Source organism: Streptomyces sp. CA-106110, assembly GCF_050936285.1.
In the GTDB taxonomy this organism is placed as follows: Bacteria; Actinomycetota; Actinomycetes; order Streptomycetales; family Streptomycetaceae; genus Streptomyces.
On record NZ_JBNJNB010000001.1, the window covers coordinates 12332944 to 12349072 of the forward strand.

The 16129-nt window shown below is 66.9% G+C and carries 15 protein-coding genes and 2 pseudogenes; 11 read left to right on the forward strand and 6 right to left on the reverse strand.

All coding sequences use genetic code 11. The features are described 5' to 3' along the window. Positions 1 to 224: 224 nt before the first annotated feature. Both ACQEXA_RS57195 and ACQEXA_RS57200 read right to left on the reverse strand, forming a co-directional pair. Positions 225 to 608: a hypothetical protein gene (locus ACQEXA_RS57195; RefSeq protein WP_432920240.1), complete on the reverse strand. Its 384-nt coding sequence runs from the start codon at positions 606 to 608 to the stop codon at positions 225 to 227. Further along, positions 605 to 811, reverse strand: a complete 207-nt coding sequence (locus ACQEXA_RS57200) for a hypothetical protein (RefSeq protein WP_359412544.1) — start codon at positions 809 to 811, stop codon at positions 605 to 607. The genes ACQEXA_RS57195 and ACQEXA_RS57200 overlap by 4 nt, the downstream gene beginning before the upstream one ends. Before the next feature lie 854 nt (positions 812 to 1665). On the opposite strand from ACQEXA_RS57200, the gene ACQEXA_RS57205 reads away from it, so the two are divergent. Next, positions 1666 to 2172 carry a DinB family protein gene (locus ACQEXA_RS57205; RefSeq protein ID WP_432920238.1) on the forward strand — a complete coding sequence of 169 codons (507 nt, stop codon included), beginning with the start codon at positions 1666 to 1668 and terminating at the stop codon, positions 2170 to 2172. A 12-nt stretch (positions 2173 to 2184) separates the two neighbouring features. On the opposite strand, the pseudogene ACQEXA_RS57210 reads toward ACQEXA_RS57205, so the two are convergent. Together ACQEXA_RS57210 and ACQEXA_RS57215 are read right to left on the reverse strand one after the other, a co-directional pair. Next, positions 2185 to 2394, reverse strand: a pseudogene (locus tag ACQEXA_RS57210) (IS5/IS1182 family transposase); the annotation flags it as partial. Positions 2395 to 3048: 654 nt separating this feature from the next. Beyond that, a pseudogene (locus tag ACQEXA_RS57215) lies at positions 3049 to 3381 on the reverse strand (helix-turn-helix domain-containing protein); the annotation flags it as partial. A gap of 595 nt (positions 3382 to 3976) precedes the next feature. Between ACQEXA_RS57215 and ACQEXA_RS57220 the strand changes: the two are divergent. The 5 genes from ACQEXA_RS57220 (at position 3977) to ACQEXA_RS57240 (ending at position 9260) form a co-directional block, all read left to right on the forward strand. Further along, complete coding sequence (locus ACQEXA_RS57220) at positions 3977 to 4750, forward strand: SDR family NAD(P)-dependent oxidoreductase (RefSeq protein ID WP_432920236.1); 774 nt, start codon at positions 3977 to 3979, stop codon at positions 4748 to 4750. Between the two features lie 187 nt (positions 4751 to 4937). Continuing rightward, complete coding sequence (locus ACQEXA_RS57225; RefSeq protein WP_432931326.1) at positions 4938 to 5063, forward strand: hypothetical protein; 126 nt, start codon at positions 4938 to 4940, stop codon at positions 5061 to 5063. A gap of 682 nt (positions 5064 to 5745) precedes the next feature. After that, entirely contained in the window at positions 5746 to 7002 is a 1257-nt protein-coding gene (gene ltrA, locus ACQEXA_RS57230; protein WP_432920871.1) for a group II intron reverse transcriptase/maturase, read from the forward strand. Positions 7003 to 7557: 555 nt separating this feature from the next. After that, positions 7558 to 8223 (forward strand): reverse transcriptase domain-containing protein, encoded by a 666-nt coding sequence (locus tag ACQEXA_RS57235; protein ID WP_433134319.1) that lies wholly within the window; start codon positions 7558 to 7560, stop codon positions 8221 to 8223. Between the two features lie 548 nt (positions 8224 to 8771). Continuing rightward, entirely contained in the window at positions 8772 to 9260 is a 489-nt protein-coding gene (locus ACQEXA_RS57240) for a hypothetical protein (protein WP_432920224.1), read from the forward strand. 130 nt (positions 9261 to 9390) lie between these two features. Here the strand turns inward: ACQEXA_RS57240 and ACQEXA_RS57245 are convergent, their stop codons facing one another. Then, the gene (locus ACQEXA_RS57245; protein WP_433134321.1) at positions 9391 to 10779 is read right to left on the reverse strand and encodes an IS1380 family transposase; all 1389 of its coding nucleotides are present in this window, start codon (positions 10777 to 10779) and stop codon (positions 9391 to 9393) included. A 178-nt stretch (positions 10780 to 10957) separates the two neighbouring features. Between ACQEXA_RS57245 and ACQEXA_RS57250 the strand changes: the two genes are divergently transcribed. Beyond that, positions 10958 to 11194 (forward strand): reverse transcriptase domain-containing protein, encoded by a 237-nt coding sequence (locus ACQEXA_RS57250; RefSeq protein ID WP_433134323.1) that lies wholly within the window; start codon positions 10958 to 10960, stop codon positions 11192 to 11194. On the opposite strand, the gene ACQEXA_RS57255 is transcribed toward ACQEXA_RS57250, so the two are convergent. Beyond that, positions 11168 to 12847, reverse strand: a complete 1680-nt coding sequence (locus ACQEXA_RS57255) for a recombinase family protein (RefSeq protein ID WP_433134325.1) — start codon at positions 12845 to 12847, stop codon at positions 11168 to 11170. The genes ACQEXA_RS57250 and ACQEXA_RS57255 overlap by 27 nt on opposite strands. On the opposite strand from ACQEXA_RS57255, the gene ACQEXA_RS57260 reads away from it, so the two are divergent. The 4 genes from ACQEXA_RS57260 (at position 12755) to ACQEXA_RS57275 (ending at position 15940) form a co-directional block, all read left to right on the forward strand. Next, complete coding sequence (locus tag ACQEXA_RS57260; protein WP_433134327.1) at positions 12755 to 13810, forward strand: group II intron maturase-specific domain-containing protein; 1056 nt, start codon at positions 12755 to 12757, stop codon at positions 13808 to 13810. The two genes, ACQEXA_RS57255 and ACQEXA_RS57260, sit on opposite strands and share 93 nt — an antisense overlap. A gap of 33 nt (positions 13811 to 13843) precedes the next feature. Next, entirely contained in the window at positions 13844 to 14536 is a 693-nt protein-coding gene (locus ACQEXA_RS57265; protein WP_433134329.1) for a group II intron maturase-specific domain-containing protein, read from the forward strand. A gap of 157 nt (positions 14537 to 14693) precedes the next feature. Beyond that, entirely contained in the window at positions 14694 to 14927 is a 234-nt protein-coding gene (locus tag ACQEXA_RS57270) for a hypothetical protein (RefSeq protein WP_432940016.1), read from the forward strand. A 365-nt stretch (positions 14928 to 15292) separates the two neighbouring features. After that, positions 15293 to 15940 (forward strand): RraA family protein, encoded by a 648-nt coding sequence (locus ACQEXA_RS57275; protein WP_432920216.1) that lies wholly within the window; start codon positions 15293 to 15295, stop codon positions 15938 to 15940. The last annotated feature ends 189 nt before the right edge of the window (positions 15941 to 16129 follow it).

Sequence of the window (16129 nt, forward strand, 5' to 3'; positions counted from 1 at the left end):
CGCTCCGCGTGCCGGCGGATCCAACGGGATGGGCTGCGAGTGCCCGGCTACCCAAATCTGGGGGAGCGGAACGACGCCGCCGCGGTCTCGGCGCAGGAACTGGGAGCGGGCCGTCATCCGCTCAGGAGCTGTCGGGCCTGCTCAGCAGCGCTGAATGCGTCCAGCGCGGTGAAGAGCGCTCCCGGGACGCTCTCAGGGGCCGGGGCCTGCCTCGGTGGCCGCAGTCAGACGCTTCGCCAGGCCTCCAAGCGCTGCGCGACCGCTCTGAGGTCGGCCTGCTGCGCGCGCACCGTCTGTGCCAGCTCGTAGAGCTCCTCGTCCTTCACCCGCACGGGCTGGCCGGAGAGGTGCATGTACTGATAGGTACATCCCCACCCGATGACCAGGTTGTAGTCGGCGAAGGGGCGCTCCAACAGCGCTGTATGCAGGAATGTCGCTGCCCTGGCCGGGACCTCTTCGTAGTAGAGGACGTCGCGCTCGCGTTCAAATTTGTGCCGATCAGCCATGAACCCGAGGGCGCCCCAGTCGGCGATCGGCACATTGAGCGGGGAGATCGCGGACTGGACCTGCAGGACCCACCCGACGTCGACGCGGATGATCGGGCTCAACGGAGGCCTTCAGGGAAACGCGCCACCACACCAGGCAGGACACGAACGGCCTCGGCGACGGCGCCTTCAACGAAGGCGAGCCGGTCGGCCTCATCCACGATTACGTCGTGAGCGTGCTGCTTGAGGCTCTTGCCGGTGATCGCTGCCCGTTCCCGCAGTCGGGCCATCTCTTCCGGGGAAAATTCAACATTGAGTGCTGGCATATCCCTACGGTACCCGGGATGGTACCTGAACGGGTACCACCCAGTCTGCTCCGGTGCGCGCTGTCCGCCCCCAACCAGCTTCTCCACCTCACATCACGGCGCGGAGACCCCACGCCAGTAGGCAGATGTTCGCGGGGCACGCTCCACTCCGCTTCTCGGCGCGTGTGCTGTGCGGGCTGTTTCCCAGTCGCCTGCCCACGGGGTGATGGCACGGCGGCGGCACGGCCGCCGGCGGGCGCCGGTGCAGGTGTGGAGCCGCCAGTCAGCGGCTGCCGGCGACCTGGTCCGGTGCGGGTTGAGGCAGTGGCCAGTAGAACCATGCCGGCCGCCGCCCAGGCAGGTGAGCAGTGCATCCTCAGGCATCTGCAGGATCGGGGCGCAGCGCACCAGCTGGGCAGGTGTGATCGTGCTGGTTCCGTCGAGCCAGGCCGTGCGCGCAGCATGCCCGAGCCGTCGATGTCCGGGTGCCGTCCGGGAGCGGCCAGGATCCGGAAGAGGTCCCCTGCCGGGGCGTCGATACGCCGGGAGACCACCACCAGTGGCTCGCCTGTCGTCCTCGTCATCCCCGGCTCCTTCGTCAACCGCAGAGCACGAACCTGACCTTGGCCCGGACGCTACACCCCGGGTAGGACAACGCCGGGCCGAGAACCTGCGAGCCCCGTCCTGTGCCAAGACCCACCGAACCGGCTCGAGGAAGGACTGACAGCACGGGGGGTGTCCGGCGGATGATGCCGGGCGGCCTTGCCGGCGCCAAGTTGCTGGAGCGACCTGCCGGACAAGGAGGTGGGGGAGCAGGGCGGGCCTGTCGGTAATTGCCTCGACATCGGCCACGGTGATCGGCCACGCTTCGCGCGATGACCAGAATCGATGACACGCCGCCCGCGTGGGACGAGCGCACCCAGCTCACCACGTTCCTGGACTACGCACGTGACACCGCCCGCGCCAAGTGCGAGGGCGTCTCCGCTAAGAACGCATGCAAGGCGCTTTTGCCGGGCTCACCGCTGATGACCCTGAGCGGAGTGGTCAATCACCTCCGCTGGGTCGAGTACTACTGGTTCCAAGTGGTCTTCCTCGGCGAGGAAGACCGGGGCCCCTGGACCGAGGAGGACCCCGACCGCGAGATGCGGATCGCCGTCGACTTTCCGCTGGCGCAGTTGCTTCACGAATACGCCGAACAGAGCGCCCGCTACCGCGAACTGGTCGCCGGGAGCAGCCTGGACAAGCGGGCCCAGCGAGCCGTCCGCGACGGCCTCCACGTCGACCTGCGCTGGATCCTCCTCCACCTCACCGAGGAGACGGCCCGCCACAACGGCCACCTGGACATCCTGCGCGAGATGCTCGACGGCACGACCGGCGACTAGATCCGGCAAAGATCATGGGCGGAGCCAGAGCCGGATCGAGCCGACGGTGAGCGTGCCGTGGACGATGGAGCCGCGCTTGTCGAATCTCCTGGCCACGGCCCGGCAGTTGCTGAGCGCGTTGATCGCCTGCTCGACTTCGTTCCTTCGCCTGTAGATCGTCTTGTCGAAGCCGATGGGTCGGCCGCCATGGCTACCGCCGGCTTGGCGGTTGGCCCGCTGGTTGTTCGTCGTTCCCTTTGCGCCTGATGCCGCGGTTTTACGGTGTCCCGCTCGCGCCCGCGGCTCGGTGAGCTGCGGTCAGCGTGTCGAGGTGCGGCGGGCGGCGAGGTGTTCGGCGGCCTGCCGACACCAGTCTGGGGTCCTCTTTCGGCGCGGGTCACTCGGCCTGGGCTCGGGTACGCCCTCGTCGGCAAGGTGCCGCGGGCTCAACACGGCCTGGCGGCGGAGGCGTTCCAGGCCGAGGCCAGCCAGGTCAGGTCGGCATCGGCCCGGCGGCGGGCGGTCTGCTCGCGGGTGAGCAACTGCTCGGTCTTGGTCAGCACGAGGGTGTACGGGCGTCCCTGCCTTCTGGTCTAGTGGCGTACCGGGAGCTCGGCTGACTCGATCTTGGTGTGCACGTGCCGGCGCCCGTCCTTCGCCAGCGGCCATTCCAGGGACGCGCAGTGAGCGGGAAGCGAGGAACGTCTCCAGGGTGGCGCACAGTCCGCAGCCGCAACCGGTCCAGGCGATCGACCAGTCGTCCGCGGCACGTAGCTGTCGTGCGGTGATCGCGCGGAGCCGGTCCGCGCAGTCGCGCGCGAGCGCGTCGAGCCCTGCCGCGCGCCGGGTGTCCGTCGGCAGTGTGTGCGCCGCATGGCGCAGCATCGGTATCAAGGGTTTTACCTCCTGCCAGGTCGCCTCCCGCCATGCGGTGATCGCGTCCTCGTCGCACTCGGCGGCGGGCCGGGCGGGCATCTGCACGCTGTAGCCCATCCGGTGCAGCAGCCGGGTCACTTCGGAGACGCTGTAGGAGATGTGGAACCTCCGCCCGATCAGCGTGCGCACCCGGGCGGCGGTCCACACCTGGTCGTCCGCCCAGCCGTGTGCAGCCGGTCCTTCGTCCAGCCAGGCGGCAAGTCTGACCTGTAGGTGGGGGCTGAGCCGGCAGTCGTAGCCCGGGGCCCCCTTGGAGCGCAGGGCCTCCCGCCCGCCCGCCTTCCAGACACGGCGCGGATACGGCAGGAGACAGAAACCGGGGCGCCCGGCACGGCGAACGGGTCCACGCCGTCGATCAGAACGGTGGGCGAGCCGGTCATTCCCAGCCGCGCCGCCTGCTCGTGATCGCCCACCTCGACCAGCTCCAACTTCGCGCTGCGGCCGTCGAGCGCGCGGGCGATCCGCTCGTGAACCACCGGGGCGTTGGGACAGTCCGGCACGGTCAGCACGGTGATACGCATGGGGTCGTCCTCGCAGGTCAATGCCTCTATGCCGGACGTTAGACCTTCCACTGCACGGGAAGGTTCAGCCGTACGCTGGCAGGTATGCGCATCAGCGCGCTGGCCGCCGTCTGGATCGCGTCCCATGAAGTGCCCTTGTCGTGGTGTAGCGGATCAAGGTGTGGGCGTGCGCGGGTGTCTGCCGGGGGCGCACGCCTGATGGGGGTGGCCGCTCCTTCCGCATCTCGGGGGAGCCTCACTGCCGTTGCTCTGCACGGATGAGCGGAGGACACCATGCGGCCCATGGTTCCGGTAGAGACCGGTGTAGTGCAGCAAAAGGGTGGAATGACCGGAGGGAACTGTTCATACCCGAACGGAATGTGATCTGTATGGCTTCCGACTTCGAAGGCAAGAAACTCGTCGCGATCGGCGGCGCCAGCGGCATGGGCCTCAAAACCGCGCAGAACGTCATCGAGAAGGGCGGCAGCGCGGTCATCATCGGCCGCCCGGGCCAGAAACTCGACGACGCAGTGGCAAACCTGTCACGCTCGGGCAGCGCATGGTCGATCGCAGCCGACCTGACGAACTGGGGCCAGGTCGTCGAGGCGCAGATGCAGCTGGCGCAGAACCACTCCGACGCTACTCTCCTCGTCAACTCTGCGGGGTTCTTCCTACCCAAGCCCTTCCTCGACTACGAGGTCGCGGACTACGACTCCTATCACGACCTGAACAGGTCAACGTTCTTCCTGACACAGACCGTCGTCCGGGGCATGATCGCCGGTGGTCAAGGCGGCGCCATCGTCAACGTCGGCAGCATGTGGGCGCACCAGGCACTCGCCGTGACACCCTCGTCGGCCTACTCGATGGCCAAGGCGGGCCTGCACGCCCTCACGCACAACCTGGCCATGGAACTCGCCGGCAACGGCATCCGGGTGAACGCCGTGGCTCCCGCCGTCACCGATACACCGCTGTTTGCAAAGGTTTTCCCCCCCGACCAGCTGCAAGGGGCGCTGGAGCAGCTCAGCGGCCTGCACCCGCTCGGCCGGACCGGCACCCCCCAGGACATCGCCTCCGCCATCACCTTCCTCCTATCATCGGACTCCAGCTGGACCACCGGCGCCATCCTCAACGTCGACGGCGGGGTCATGGCTGGCCGCAACTAACCTCGGCGTTTCGCTTGGGGCGATGAGGTGTCGTTGATCGTCTGCTGTCCACGGCCCCGGCGTAGTTGATCTTTGATGGGTTTTGGGTCGTTTGTCCGTGGGGTGAGGTGGCAAGTTGCAAGGCGAGCGCGGCCTCTGATGATCTTTCAGGTTCCTACGCCAGAAGATCGTCTCAGGAGCCGCGCTCGTGTCCGCATCCTCTCTGATCAGCCCTGTCCTTGGCCAGCTCACCGACCTCGCGCTGTGGGAGGCCGAGCTCGCCGCCGACCCTGCGGCAGCGGAGTCTGCGCTGGTCGTGTGTCACGAACGTTGAAGGAGGCGTCGGTGTAGGAGCTTCTGGAAGCGGTGCTGTGCAGGAGATGGAGGTAGGTCCTCCGGGGTCGCCCTGCAGGGGGAGGCTCCAAACCACGTGTGTCACGAACGCAGAGGGGAGTTCAGGTAGGAGAGCTTCGCGATGCGGTGCTGTGCGAGAGATGAGGGACTTGGCCCCTCGGTTCCGTCCTGCGGGGGATGGTGCCAAACCGCCACATGCTGCGTTGGTTGACGACCGTCGTGGTGAGCGATGTGGAAAAGGCGGCGGTAGAGCCGTCAGGTGGGGATCAGGAAGACGAACGCAAGTGAATCGCTGCTGAAGTGTCGTTAGAAAACAGGTGACATCAGAACCGGAGATTTGTGGTTGCTCCGGGATAAGTCTGGCGGGAGTCCCGTCTACTGGCCAGGCGGTGTCCGGCACGGAGGCGACGTGAGCCTGATCTGCGGCTCTCGCATGGAACGTGAGAAGGCATGCCCTGATAGTGCCGCTTGAGTCATGCGGGTGGCGAGAGGGAGCGGCCCAAGCGGAAGAACCGTGAGGGTTTGAGTACCGACGCGGGGTGTGCTGGCGGACCGGCTCGTAGTAGTGAGGAACCCTTTGTAATGAAGGGGGAGCGAAGGGGCCGGGTCATCCGTGACTGATTGTTCGTTCGGTCAACCGGAAGTTCTCCGGGAGGAGCTGGGTGGACCAGTTGAAATCATCGGACAAGCCGTTTGAGATCTCGAAGTGGGAGGTTCAGGAGGCGTACGAGAAGGTCAAGGCGAACAAGGGTGCGGCAGGGGTGGACGGGCGCTCCATCGAGGACTTCGAGAAGGATCTGAAGGGTAATCTCTATCGAATCTGGAATCGTCTGTCTTCGGGGAGTTACTTTCCGCCTCCGGTGAAGGGTGTGGAGATCCCGAAGTCGCATGGTGGTGGGGTTCGTTTGCTCGGTGTGCCCACCGTGGCTGACCGAATCGCTCAAACGGTAGTAGCCCGGCGTCTTGAAGAGAAGGTCGAACCGATCTTCCATCAGGACTCCTACGGCTACCGTCCTGGGCGGTCCGCGTTGGATGCGGTCGCGGCGTGCCGGAAACGCTGTTGGAAGTATGACTGGGTGATCGATCTGGACATCCAGAAATTCTTTGACAGCGTGCCATGGGACCTTGTCGTCAAAGCGGTTCGGGCCCACACGGATCTCCCCTGGGTAGTTCTGTATGTGCGGCGGTGGCTTGAGGCGCCGTTGCAACTGCCTGACGGGACCTTGCAGCAGCGCGATCGCGGAACCCCGCAGGGTTCTGCGATTTCGCCTGTTTTGGCTAACCTGTTCATGCATTATGCGTTCGACATGTGGATGGCCCGGGAGTATCCGGGCGTACCGTTCGAACGGTACGCAGACGACGGTGTTGTGCACTGTGTCAGCGAGGGTCAGGCCCGGAAACTACGGGAGGCAATCGCGAACAGGATGCGGGAAGTTGGGTTGCGGCTGCATCCCGACAAGACCAAGATCGTGTACTGCCGGGATGGTAATAAGCGCCGACGTCCGTACGGGCAGACGGAGTTCACCTTCCTGGGGTTCACTTTCCGGGCTCGCAAGGCCATCGACAGGAATGGGGAGAGGTTCACCTCGTTCCTGCCGGCGATCAGCAAGGAATCCTCGAAGAAGATCAGTGGTGAAGTGCGGCAATGGCGGCTTCACCGACAGATCGGCCGGACCTTCGCCGAGCTCGCACGGGCGATCAATCCGATCGTTCGGGGCTGGATGCAGTACTTCGGTGCGTTCTACCGGACGGCGCTGCTTCCTCTCCTGGAGCGCATCAACGCCTACTTGATGCGCTGGATCCGCAAGAAGTTCAAGCGGCTGCGGACCTTCAAGAAGGCCCATGCGTGCTGGCGGCGTATCACCCGTCAGTACCCCAGGCTCTTCGCCCATTGGGCATGGGTTCCCACGTTCTGGTGATCAGGATGACAAGAGCCCGGTGACGGGAGACTGTCACGCCGGGATCTGTGAGGGCCGGGGGGTGAAATTCCCCCCGGCTACTCGACCGCAGGCTGCGTCGGTTAAGTGCCGTTCGTAGTGAGCGCTGCGGGAAAAGGCGCGGCAACGACCGCGTCAGGTATGGGTCAGGAAGGCGAGCGGGAGCGAACCGCTGATGACGTGTCGTAACAGATTTCAGTGGCGTCGAAACCAGGGCGAGACCAGGGCTCTGGGACAAGTCCGGGGGGAGCCTGCTGACTGCCCGGATGGCGTCCGGCATGTAGGCGGCGCGAGCCTGACCCGGGCTCTTGCACGGAACGTGAGAACCTGTCGCCCCGATACTGCTGCCGGCCCGCGGGGCCGGCGGCGAGAGGGAGATCCCCAAGCGGCCGACACCGCAAGGGGCCGAGTACCGATGCGGGGCACGGGGGCAGACCGTCTCGTAGTAGTGAGGAAGCCCGGTAATGCGGGTGGAGCGAAGGGGACGGATCATCCAGGTCTGCTTGGCGGTCAACCGGAGTTCCCGGGAGGAGCCGGATGAGCGGGCCAAAGCCGTTTGAGATCTCGAAGCGTGTGGTCTGGGAGGCGTATCTCAGGGTCAAGGCGAACCGGGGAGCGGCCGGGGTCGACGGCGAGTCGATCGAGCAGTTCGAGGCTGACCTGCAGGGCAACCTCTACAAACTGTGGAATCGGATGTCGTCGGGCAGCTACTTCCCGCCGCCGGTGCGGATGGTGGAGATCCCCAAGCCCGGGGGAGCAGGCAAGGTCAGAGTTCTCGGAGTGCCGACAGTCGCGGAGAGAATCGCGCAGACAGCGGCGGCCATGGTCCTGGAACCGGAGGTGGAACCGCTGTTCCATCCGGATTCCTATGGATACCGGCCCCGCCGAAGCGCGCTGGACGCGGTCGCGGCTTGCCGGGAACGGTGCTGGAGGACCGACTGGACGGTCGACATCGACATCCAGGGGTTCTTCGACAACCTCGATCATGACCTGGTCCTCAAGGCGGTGGCCCACCACACCGACCAGCGGTGGATTCTGCTGTATGTGGAGCGCTGGCTGAAGGCCCCGCTGCAGCACAGGAGTGGCGAGCTGGCCGCGCGAGAGCGCGGGAGTCCCCAGGGCTCGGCGATCTCGCCCCTGTTGGCGAACCTGTTTCTGCATTATGCGTGTACGTCCAGGAGTTCGGGCATCGTCCCAGCTTGAAAGAGGGGGAGGGGATGTAACCGGACGTCAAGCTCAGGGCAGCCAGCCGGTGCAAGTCCGGTCCGGGGAGACGCCAGGGTCCCCGGTAGCTGACTCCCGGCGTCGTTCGAGAGGGCGGCGTCGAAGTGGGGTGACAAGCGTCCTTCGGGGGCGTGCGAACGGCCGGTCCGCAACATCAAGTGAAGCCTGCAGCGTCGATATGCAGACCCCGCCCGTTGGGGTGGGCCAAGGGGGTGCCGAGTCCGTATGCGTAGGGCGAAGGCCATGGAAGGCGTCCGGGAACCTGGAGCGGGCGCCGAAGAACCTCCCGGCGTAAGGGGCGTGGAACGGCTGGAAGGTTGTCCTGGGAACTGGAGAGGGCCTACTCGGCCCCGGGTATGCGGCCCGGGAGCGTGGCTCGCCTATAACCGGCGGAACCGGGAAGTGGCGGGTTGTCGAGAGGCAGTCGGAGGGGGTCGTAGTAGTGCCGATCGGCGGGACAACATAACCCGCCGGGAGCGAAGGGCCCCTGCTTCATCGATGCGATTCGCGAACAGGGAGGGGCCCGGATGAGTGCCGTTTCGGCTAGTTCCATCCGCCGGGAGGAAGGCGTCGCACGACTGGATGGCCGTCCTCTGGACAAGGTCCGAGCCTTGCAGTGGACGCTCTACCGCTGTGCCAAGCAAGAACCCGAACGACGGTTCCATGCTCTGTATGTCCACGTCCACCGCATGGACGTCCTGTGGCGGGCATGGTCGGTCGTGTGCGCGAACCGGGGAGCCCCTGGCGTGGACGGTGTGACCGTTGACGCGGTGGCGGCCTCGGGGGTGGACGCATTCCTCCAGGACCTGGCGGAACGACTGCGGACGTATACGTATCGTCCGTCGGTGCTGCGGCGGGTCCAGATTCCCAAGCCGGGGCGGCCGGGGGAGTTCCGGCCGCTGTCGATTCCCACCGTGGCGGACCGGGTGGTGATGACGGCCGCGAAGATGGTTCTCGAACCGGTCTTCGAGGCCGGGTTCACTGAGCCCGGATCCACCGGCTTGATTTCGGTGTGATCGTTTCGGGGTCGTGCAGGCCGTGTCGGGGTTGAGTTGCGGATTCGGGCGTGGGGTGGCCGCTGGTCTGTCCAGCTCTTCCACTTTTCCGCAGGTCTCGGGCTCTTTCGGGCAGGTCGGTCAGGGAGTGTCAGGGGGCTGGTGGCGCGTGCACGATGTTGAAGAGCTGGGTGAAGTTGGTGCTCCAGGGCCAGCGTTCGGGCAGGTGCAGGGTGAGGCGGCGGGCCGAGCGGGCCAGGCGGGCGGGCACGTTGATCAGGTGGTCCCGGATGGTGGCGGTGGTCGCTCTGGCATGGAACGTGCCGGCCAGTGCGCCGGCGGCGCGGGTCAGGTTGTGTGCCAGGGCTGCCAGGGCGAGCCAGGCGGCATTGGCCTGGAAATGCCCGGAGGGCGCGTGGGCGAAGGCGCTGTTCTTGACATCCGCGATCACCTGCTCGACGACGGCGTGCCGTCGGTGATCACGCTCGGCATCGTTCAAGGAGAGCGGGGAGTCGGTGAACGCGGCGTGGTAGCGCCAGGTGTCAAACAGCGTGCCCTGTCCGGCGGGGACGGCTTGCGCGCTCAGGCGTTTGACGCGGCGCACGATCAGACGGGCGGTGACCTGCTGCTTCTTTGGCTTGGAAGTGAAGGCGGTGTAGGTGGTCTCGGCTATCTCGGCGTCGGAGATCCAGCACTGGCCCTCCTCGTCCCAGACCGCCTTGGGGTACTTGATCGGCGTCCAGGCGTCCTCATCGATGCGGGCGATGGCGGTCTTGACGGAAGCGTTCATCCGCACGGTGATGGAGAACCGCGCGCCCAGCGCCCGGCAGGAGTTGACGACATCGGCGCCGTAGAACGCCGAGTCCGCGCGCATCACCAGCAGGCCGCTGGCGCCGCAGGCGCGGGCGGTGTGGATGGTCTCGGCGACGAACGCCGCCGCTCCGCGCGCGGAGTTCGAGGGTCCCTTGCGTAGCCTGGTGGCGGCGATGACCGGGGCGGCCAGGGGTGTGGAGACGATGCCGAGCAGCGCGTTCAGGCCCTTGACCTTGCTGTATCCGTAACCGGCGCCCTGCTTGGCGTAGCCGTAGGTGCGGCGGATGGTGTCATCGATGTCCACGTAGGCGACCTGGTCCGCGCCGGGCAGCAGCGGGGCGTGACGGGCCAGTTCGGGAAGGAACCGGCGGGCCACAGCGTGCAGTTGCTTCACATGCCCGTGGGTGAAGGAACGCAGGAACGACCCCAGCGTGGACGGGGCCCGCACACCGGAGAACAGGCGGCCCATCGCGCCGTGCCGCAGCCGGTGCATGTCGTCGATGCTGTCGGCGCCCGCGACCATGCCACCCACCAGCGACATCACCTTCGCCGCGGGGAAGGCACCGGTGCCGTCCTTCGAGGCCGGCAGACGGATGTACTCCCCGACCAGTGCGGGCAGACCGCACCGCTCGGCCAACCGCACCACCGGCTCCAGGCCGCCGTACGCGATCAGGTTCGGGTCGTCGAACGCGGATGAGACCGCCGCCGCGGCATGGGAAGATTGCATCTCGGAAGTGCCTTGCTGATCGTGCCTGATGTGGTCCTAGAGAAACCCCATCATCGCAGGTCACAAGGCACTTCTTCGTTCCCCGAGAAACCGTCCACAGGCATCAAGCCGGTGGATCCGGGCTGAGGCGAGCTACGGATTCCGGCCGAAACGGTCCGCGACCGACGCGTGCGATGCTGTGCGCGTTGCGGCGAACCAAGGTCGGGAGTGGGTGTTCGAGGCCGATATCCGGAACTGTTTCGGGACGATCGGGCACGACGCACTCGTCGCTCAGCTGGCGAGGCGCGTGGTGGACCGGTCGATGCTGAAGCTGATCCGGTCGTGGCTGCGGATGGGAGTACTGGAGGGTGGGGTGACCTCCCCGACCGGGGCGGGAACCCCACAGGGCTCACCAATTACGCCCCCAACGCAATAGATAACTCGGGCCGCGGTCACTCTCCGTGTCACTCTCCGTGTCGGGGGCGCGGTCGTGGGGTCGGCTGGTGGGGGTGGGTTCGCGGATGGGGATGCGGTGCCGGATGGTGATCTTCTCGGGTCCGATGAGGATGTCCTTGACGAGCAGTCGCAGGACGCGCTGGCGCTCTTGGAGGGTGGCGGTGGCTGCGTGGTGGCGGAGCTGGGCGAGGAAGCCTTCCAGGTCGTCCGCGAGTTTCAGGTAGGCGTCGCGGTCGGCGAGTTGGGCTTCCAGGGCGTCGAGCTGGCGGCGGAGGTCGGCCTCGCGGGCCCGCAGGCCGGGCATGCGGGCCCGTAGCTCGTCGATGGTGATCAGCTGTTCCTGGAAGGCTTCGATCATGCGGGTGATCGCGGTGCTTGCCTTGGCCTGGGCGAGCTGGAGTCGGTGCCGTTGGCGGGTGGCCGGGTCGCCGGCGCGGGCCTGTGCCAGGCGCTGGTCGATCTCGGCGCGGATCAGGGCGGGGTCGGCGAGCAGGGCGGTGATGTGGTCCCAGACGACCGCGTCGAGGTAGTCGGCGCGGACCGGCTTGCCGGCGCAGACGCGGCCCCCTTCGTGGCGGTAGTCGTCGGAGCCCAGGCACCGGTAGTAGTAGATCTTGTTCTTGGCGGTCGTCGTGGTGTGGCTGCGGTAGTAGCCGTACCCGCAGCTCGCGCAGGCGATCATGCCCTGCAGCAGGGAGGGGTCCTTGCTGTTGCGGGAGGCGAATTTCTTGTTGTCCGTCAGGCGCTGGGCGGCCCGCTGGAAGGTGGCGGGGCTGATGATGGCGGGGACGGGGATGGTGATCCATTCCTCGGGCGGGCGGGCGACGGCCTTGACCGGGCTGGGGGTGGTGCGGCCTTCCAGGCGGGCCCGGCGGTTCAGGCCCGCCGGTTCGTGGACGGCCTGGGTCTTGCCGAAGGCGGCGGTGCCCGCGTAGGCGGGGTTGCGGAGCATGCCCCAGACCACGCTGCGGTCCCAGCGTGTCTTGCCGGTGCGGGTGCGGGTGCCGGACTCGGTGAGCCAGCGGGTCAGCTCCGCGATGGAGGCGCCCTCGTCGGTGTAGCGGCGGAACAGCTCCGCGACCAGTGCGGCCTGGCTCTCCACGATCTCGTAGGTGGCCCCGCACTCCGGACTCTTGCGCCGGTAGCGGTAGCCGAACGGGGCACCGCCGAGGACGTTGATGGAGCCGGCCCGGGCCCGGTAGGCCTTTCCCCGCCGGTAGCGCTCCATCAGCTGGGCCTTTTCGTACTCGGCGAACATGCCCTGGAACTGGATGAGGAGCTGGTCCTCGGGGCTGTCGCCGCGCGGGCCGCGCAGGAACTCCACCCGGGTGCCCGCGCGGGCGAACTCCTCGATCAGCAGGGCCTGGTAGGCGAACTTGCGGGCCAGGCGGTCCGGCGCGTAGCACAGCACCACGTCCACCCCGACCTGCGCGACCAGGTCCCGCAGCCGTTCCAGTTCGGGCCGCATCAAGGTGGCCCCGGAGTGCCCCTCGTCCTCGAAGACCCACTCCTCGGGCAGCTCAAGCCGCAGCTTCGCGGCGTGCGCGCGCAGCGCCGCCGTCTGCGACCCGATCGTCTGATCCTGCCGTTGCCGGGCCGAGGAGACCCGGGCGTAGATCGCCGCGCTCGTCATGATGCGGCGCTCCTTCCTGGCCGGCCCGCCGCACGCGGGCCCGCCGCGGAGGTACCAAGATGGCGTAGGCCGCCGAGAGGTCCGCGGCCGCCAGGCGGTCGAAGACGCACGCGGTCTCGACCTTCGCCCCGTTCATCGCCGTACTCGCCGGGCTGTCGCCTCGGCCCACCGGGGAGGGCTCTGGCCGCCGGCACCGAGACCACTGGCCATGAGCCGACCGTACCGCCGGCCATCTCAACCGCCCCCGCCCCGCCGCGGCCGCTCCACCCGCCGGTAACTCAGCGTGACCTCGAAGCAGAAGTTGCCCATTGCGTTGGGGGCGTACTCTCCCCACTGCTCGCGAATATCGCTCTGCACGTCCTCGATGAGGCGTGGCAGGGCGAGGGTCGCCGGCTGGGGGTGCTGGTGAGGTATTGCGATGACTTCGTGGTCCTGTCGCCGACCAGACAACGGGCCGAGCAGGCCCAGCAGCTGGCGGCGAGAGTGCTGGGACTTCTCGGGATGCGACTGCACCCCGAGAAGTCCGGCATCACCTGCCTCACCCGAGGTGGGCAGGGCTTCGAGTTCCTCGGCTTCCACCACCGGAAAGTGGAGTCGTGGAAGTGGCGGGGCAGGTTCTACCTGTACCGGTGGCCCTCGCAACGGGCGTTGAAGGTGCTGCGGGACAAGGTCCGCGCTGCTACCTCGCGCTCTCGGACCGAGCGGCCGGTGGCTACCGTGGTGGCCGAGCTCAACCCCGTGCTCCGGGGATGGGCCGGGTACTTCCGTAAGGGAAATTCTGCGCGGAAGTTCGAAGCGGTGGACCAGTACGTCCACGAGCGGCTGGCGATTTTCACCAGCAGGAAACATGGCCTCTCAGGCCGGAATTGGGCTGCCCGCTACAACTACGGGTGGATCAGTCGGCTCGGGGTCTTCCGCCTGTCCGGAAAGTGGCACGGGGCGACGGTGCATGCCCAGCGGTGAACGATGTCGGAAAGCCGGATGCGGGAGAACCGCATGTCCGGTTTGAAGCGGCGGGGACTGGAAACGGAGACTCATCCACCGCGCCAGTCCCCGACCCTACTTGACACCTGGATGGATCGGGTCTTCCCGGGCGTCCGGTTCGAGCGCTACTGCGATGACATGGTGGTTCACTGCCGCACGGAGGCCGAGGCGCACCGGGTGCGTCAGGCGATCGGCCAGCGGCTGGCCGAGTGCGGGGGCTTGCGGCTGCATCCCGATAAGACCCGCATCGTGTACTGCAAGGACGGCAAGAGGCGTGGTTCGTACGAGCACGTCTTGTTCACCTTCCTCGGATACACGTTCCGCTCGCGGAAAGTCCGGGCGAAGACGGGGAGCTACTTCTTCGGCTTCAACCCGGCGATCAGCGACGAGGCGGCCAAGCGCATCCGGGCGCAGATCCGCCGATGGCGGCTGCACCAGCGCAGTGGATCGTCCCTGGCAGACCTCGCACGGGAGATCAATCCCATCGTGCGGGGGTGGATCAACTACTACGGTCGGTTCTATCCGTCCGCGTTGGTCCCGAGCCTGAAGGGCATCGATCAGTACCTGATGCGATGGGCCACGCAGAAGTACAAGCGGCTCCGACGTCGCCGGAGCCGGGCGTGGCAGGGCTTGGAGAGGACCGCCAAGCTCTACCCGGGGCTCTTCGCCCACTGGAGAATCCTCCGGCCTCGAACGACTGGGTGATGGGAGCCGTGTGAATCGAGAGGTTCACGCACGGTTCTGAGAGAGCCGGGAGGTGAGATCCCTCCCGGCTACTCGCTAGCAGGCTGCGCCAGGTCCCTGACCGGCGAGCGGAGCGAGGGCGGCGGCATCCTCTGGTGGTGATCCTGGTGCTGGCTGCGTGCGCGACGCTGGTGGTCGGCGGCGACTCCGCGACCGCGACCGCACCTATCTCGGCGCCCGCTACATGCAGCTGATGCCCCGCCTGGGCAAGAAGATAGCCCTGGCCGCCCTCGAGCACTCCATCGTCACCGCCGTGCGGCACATGCTCACCCACGACACTGCTTCACACGACCTGGGCGGCAACTACTACACCAAGCACGACCCGGATCGAGCCCTTCGCCGGATCACCTGACAAGCCAACGCCCTCGGCCTCACCGTCCGCTTCGAACCTATCGAAGCGGCGTGACCTTACCCATAACCCGCGGTCAGGCATACGTTATTTTCGGACCAGACGCCTTCCGACGCGTCGCGGCTCGCTGCCTGGCGCCCTGCGGCGCCTCTTCGGCGCGGAGCTTCAGGTTCCGCCGGCAGCGCGCGAAATGGTGTGGGATATGGCTACGTGCACCACCGCGACGAGATGGTGGACGGCTACAAGATTTTCTGCCGGGAGTCTGGGCTGGCGGAGCCGCCAGCAGCCGTGCTTCTCCGCGCTTTCCAGGGCCGTCCAGCACCCGGCGGTTACCGGCCCTGTGCTGGACGGGTATAGAGAGGCGGGACATGAAGGACGAATCATTGGCTGCGAAGGCCGCCCGGCTGGGCTGCGCCACGCTCGTAGATGCCATGGGCCGGATCCACAGCCATCGGGCGCACATTCCGTCCATGACCAGCCCCGACCCCGGTCGCCCGTTGTTCGGGTCCGCGGCCACCATCTCCTACGTGCCCTACCGTGAGGACCTGACTGCGGCAGACCTTGACTTCGGATATTTCTACCGCGGGGCGGTCGGAGAGAGGCCACTCGCGGGCCAAGTACTGGTGCTCTCCAGTGGCGGCTACCCTGACGTGTCCCACGGCGGCGGCACCAAGCTGGCCCGAGCGGACCGCAGCGGGCTGGCGGGCGTCCTGGTCGACGGCCGACTACGGGACTTCGCTCAGTTGCGCAGCTACAGCTTCGCTACGTGGTGCAGCGGGGAGGCCGTCCGATGGGGCGGCGACACAGTGATGCCTCACGCCTTCGGCGTAGCCGTCGAAATCTCCGGTGCCTGTGTAGAACCAGGCGACTACGTCTACATGGACAGCGCTGGGGGTGTAGTGATCCCTTCTGCGAGCCTGCGCAGGGTCCTCAGCGTCGCACAAGAGGTTGCAGCCGAGGAGACCGAGGCTCAAAAAGGCATCAGGAACGACGAGGCGGGCCGAACTGGCGAGTAGCATGAGACAGCGGCGTTGCAGCCCCAAGGGCCTACCCCCTCGGCCTCGCGCCCCGAGCGAGGCCAGGTCGGAAGTAATTGTCCCTCACCTGACCGTCGGCGACATCGCCGACTGCGGCGGTAAGGAACAACGGTGACCAAACTGGTACGTAACGCACCCCCGTGGGCTTCCGCGAGAATCGCACAGCTG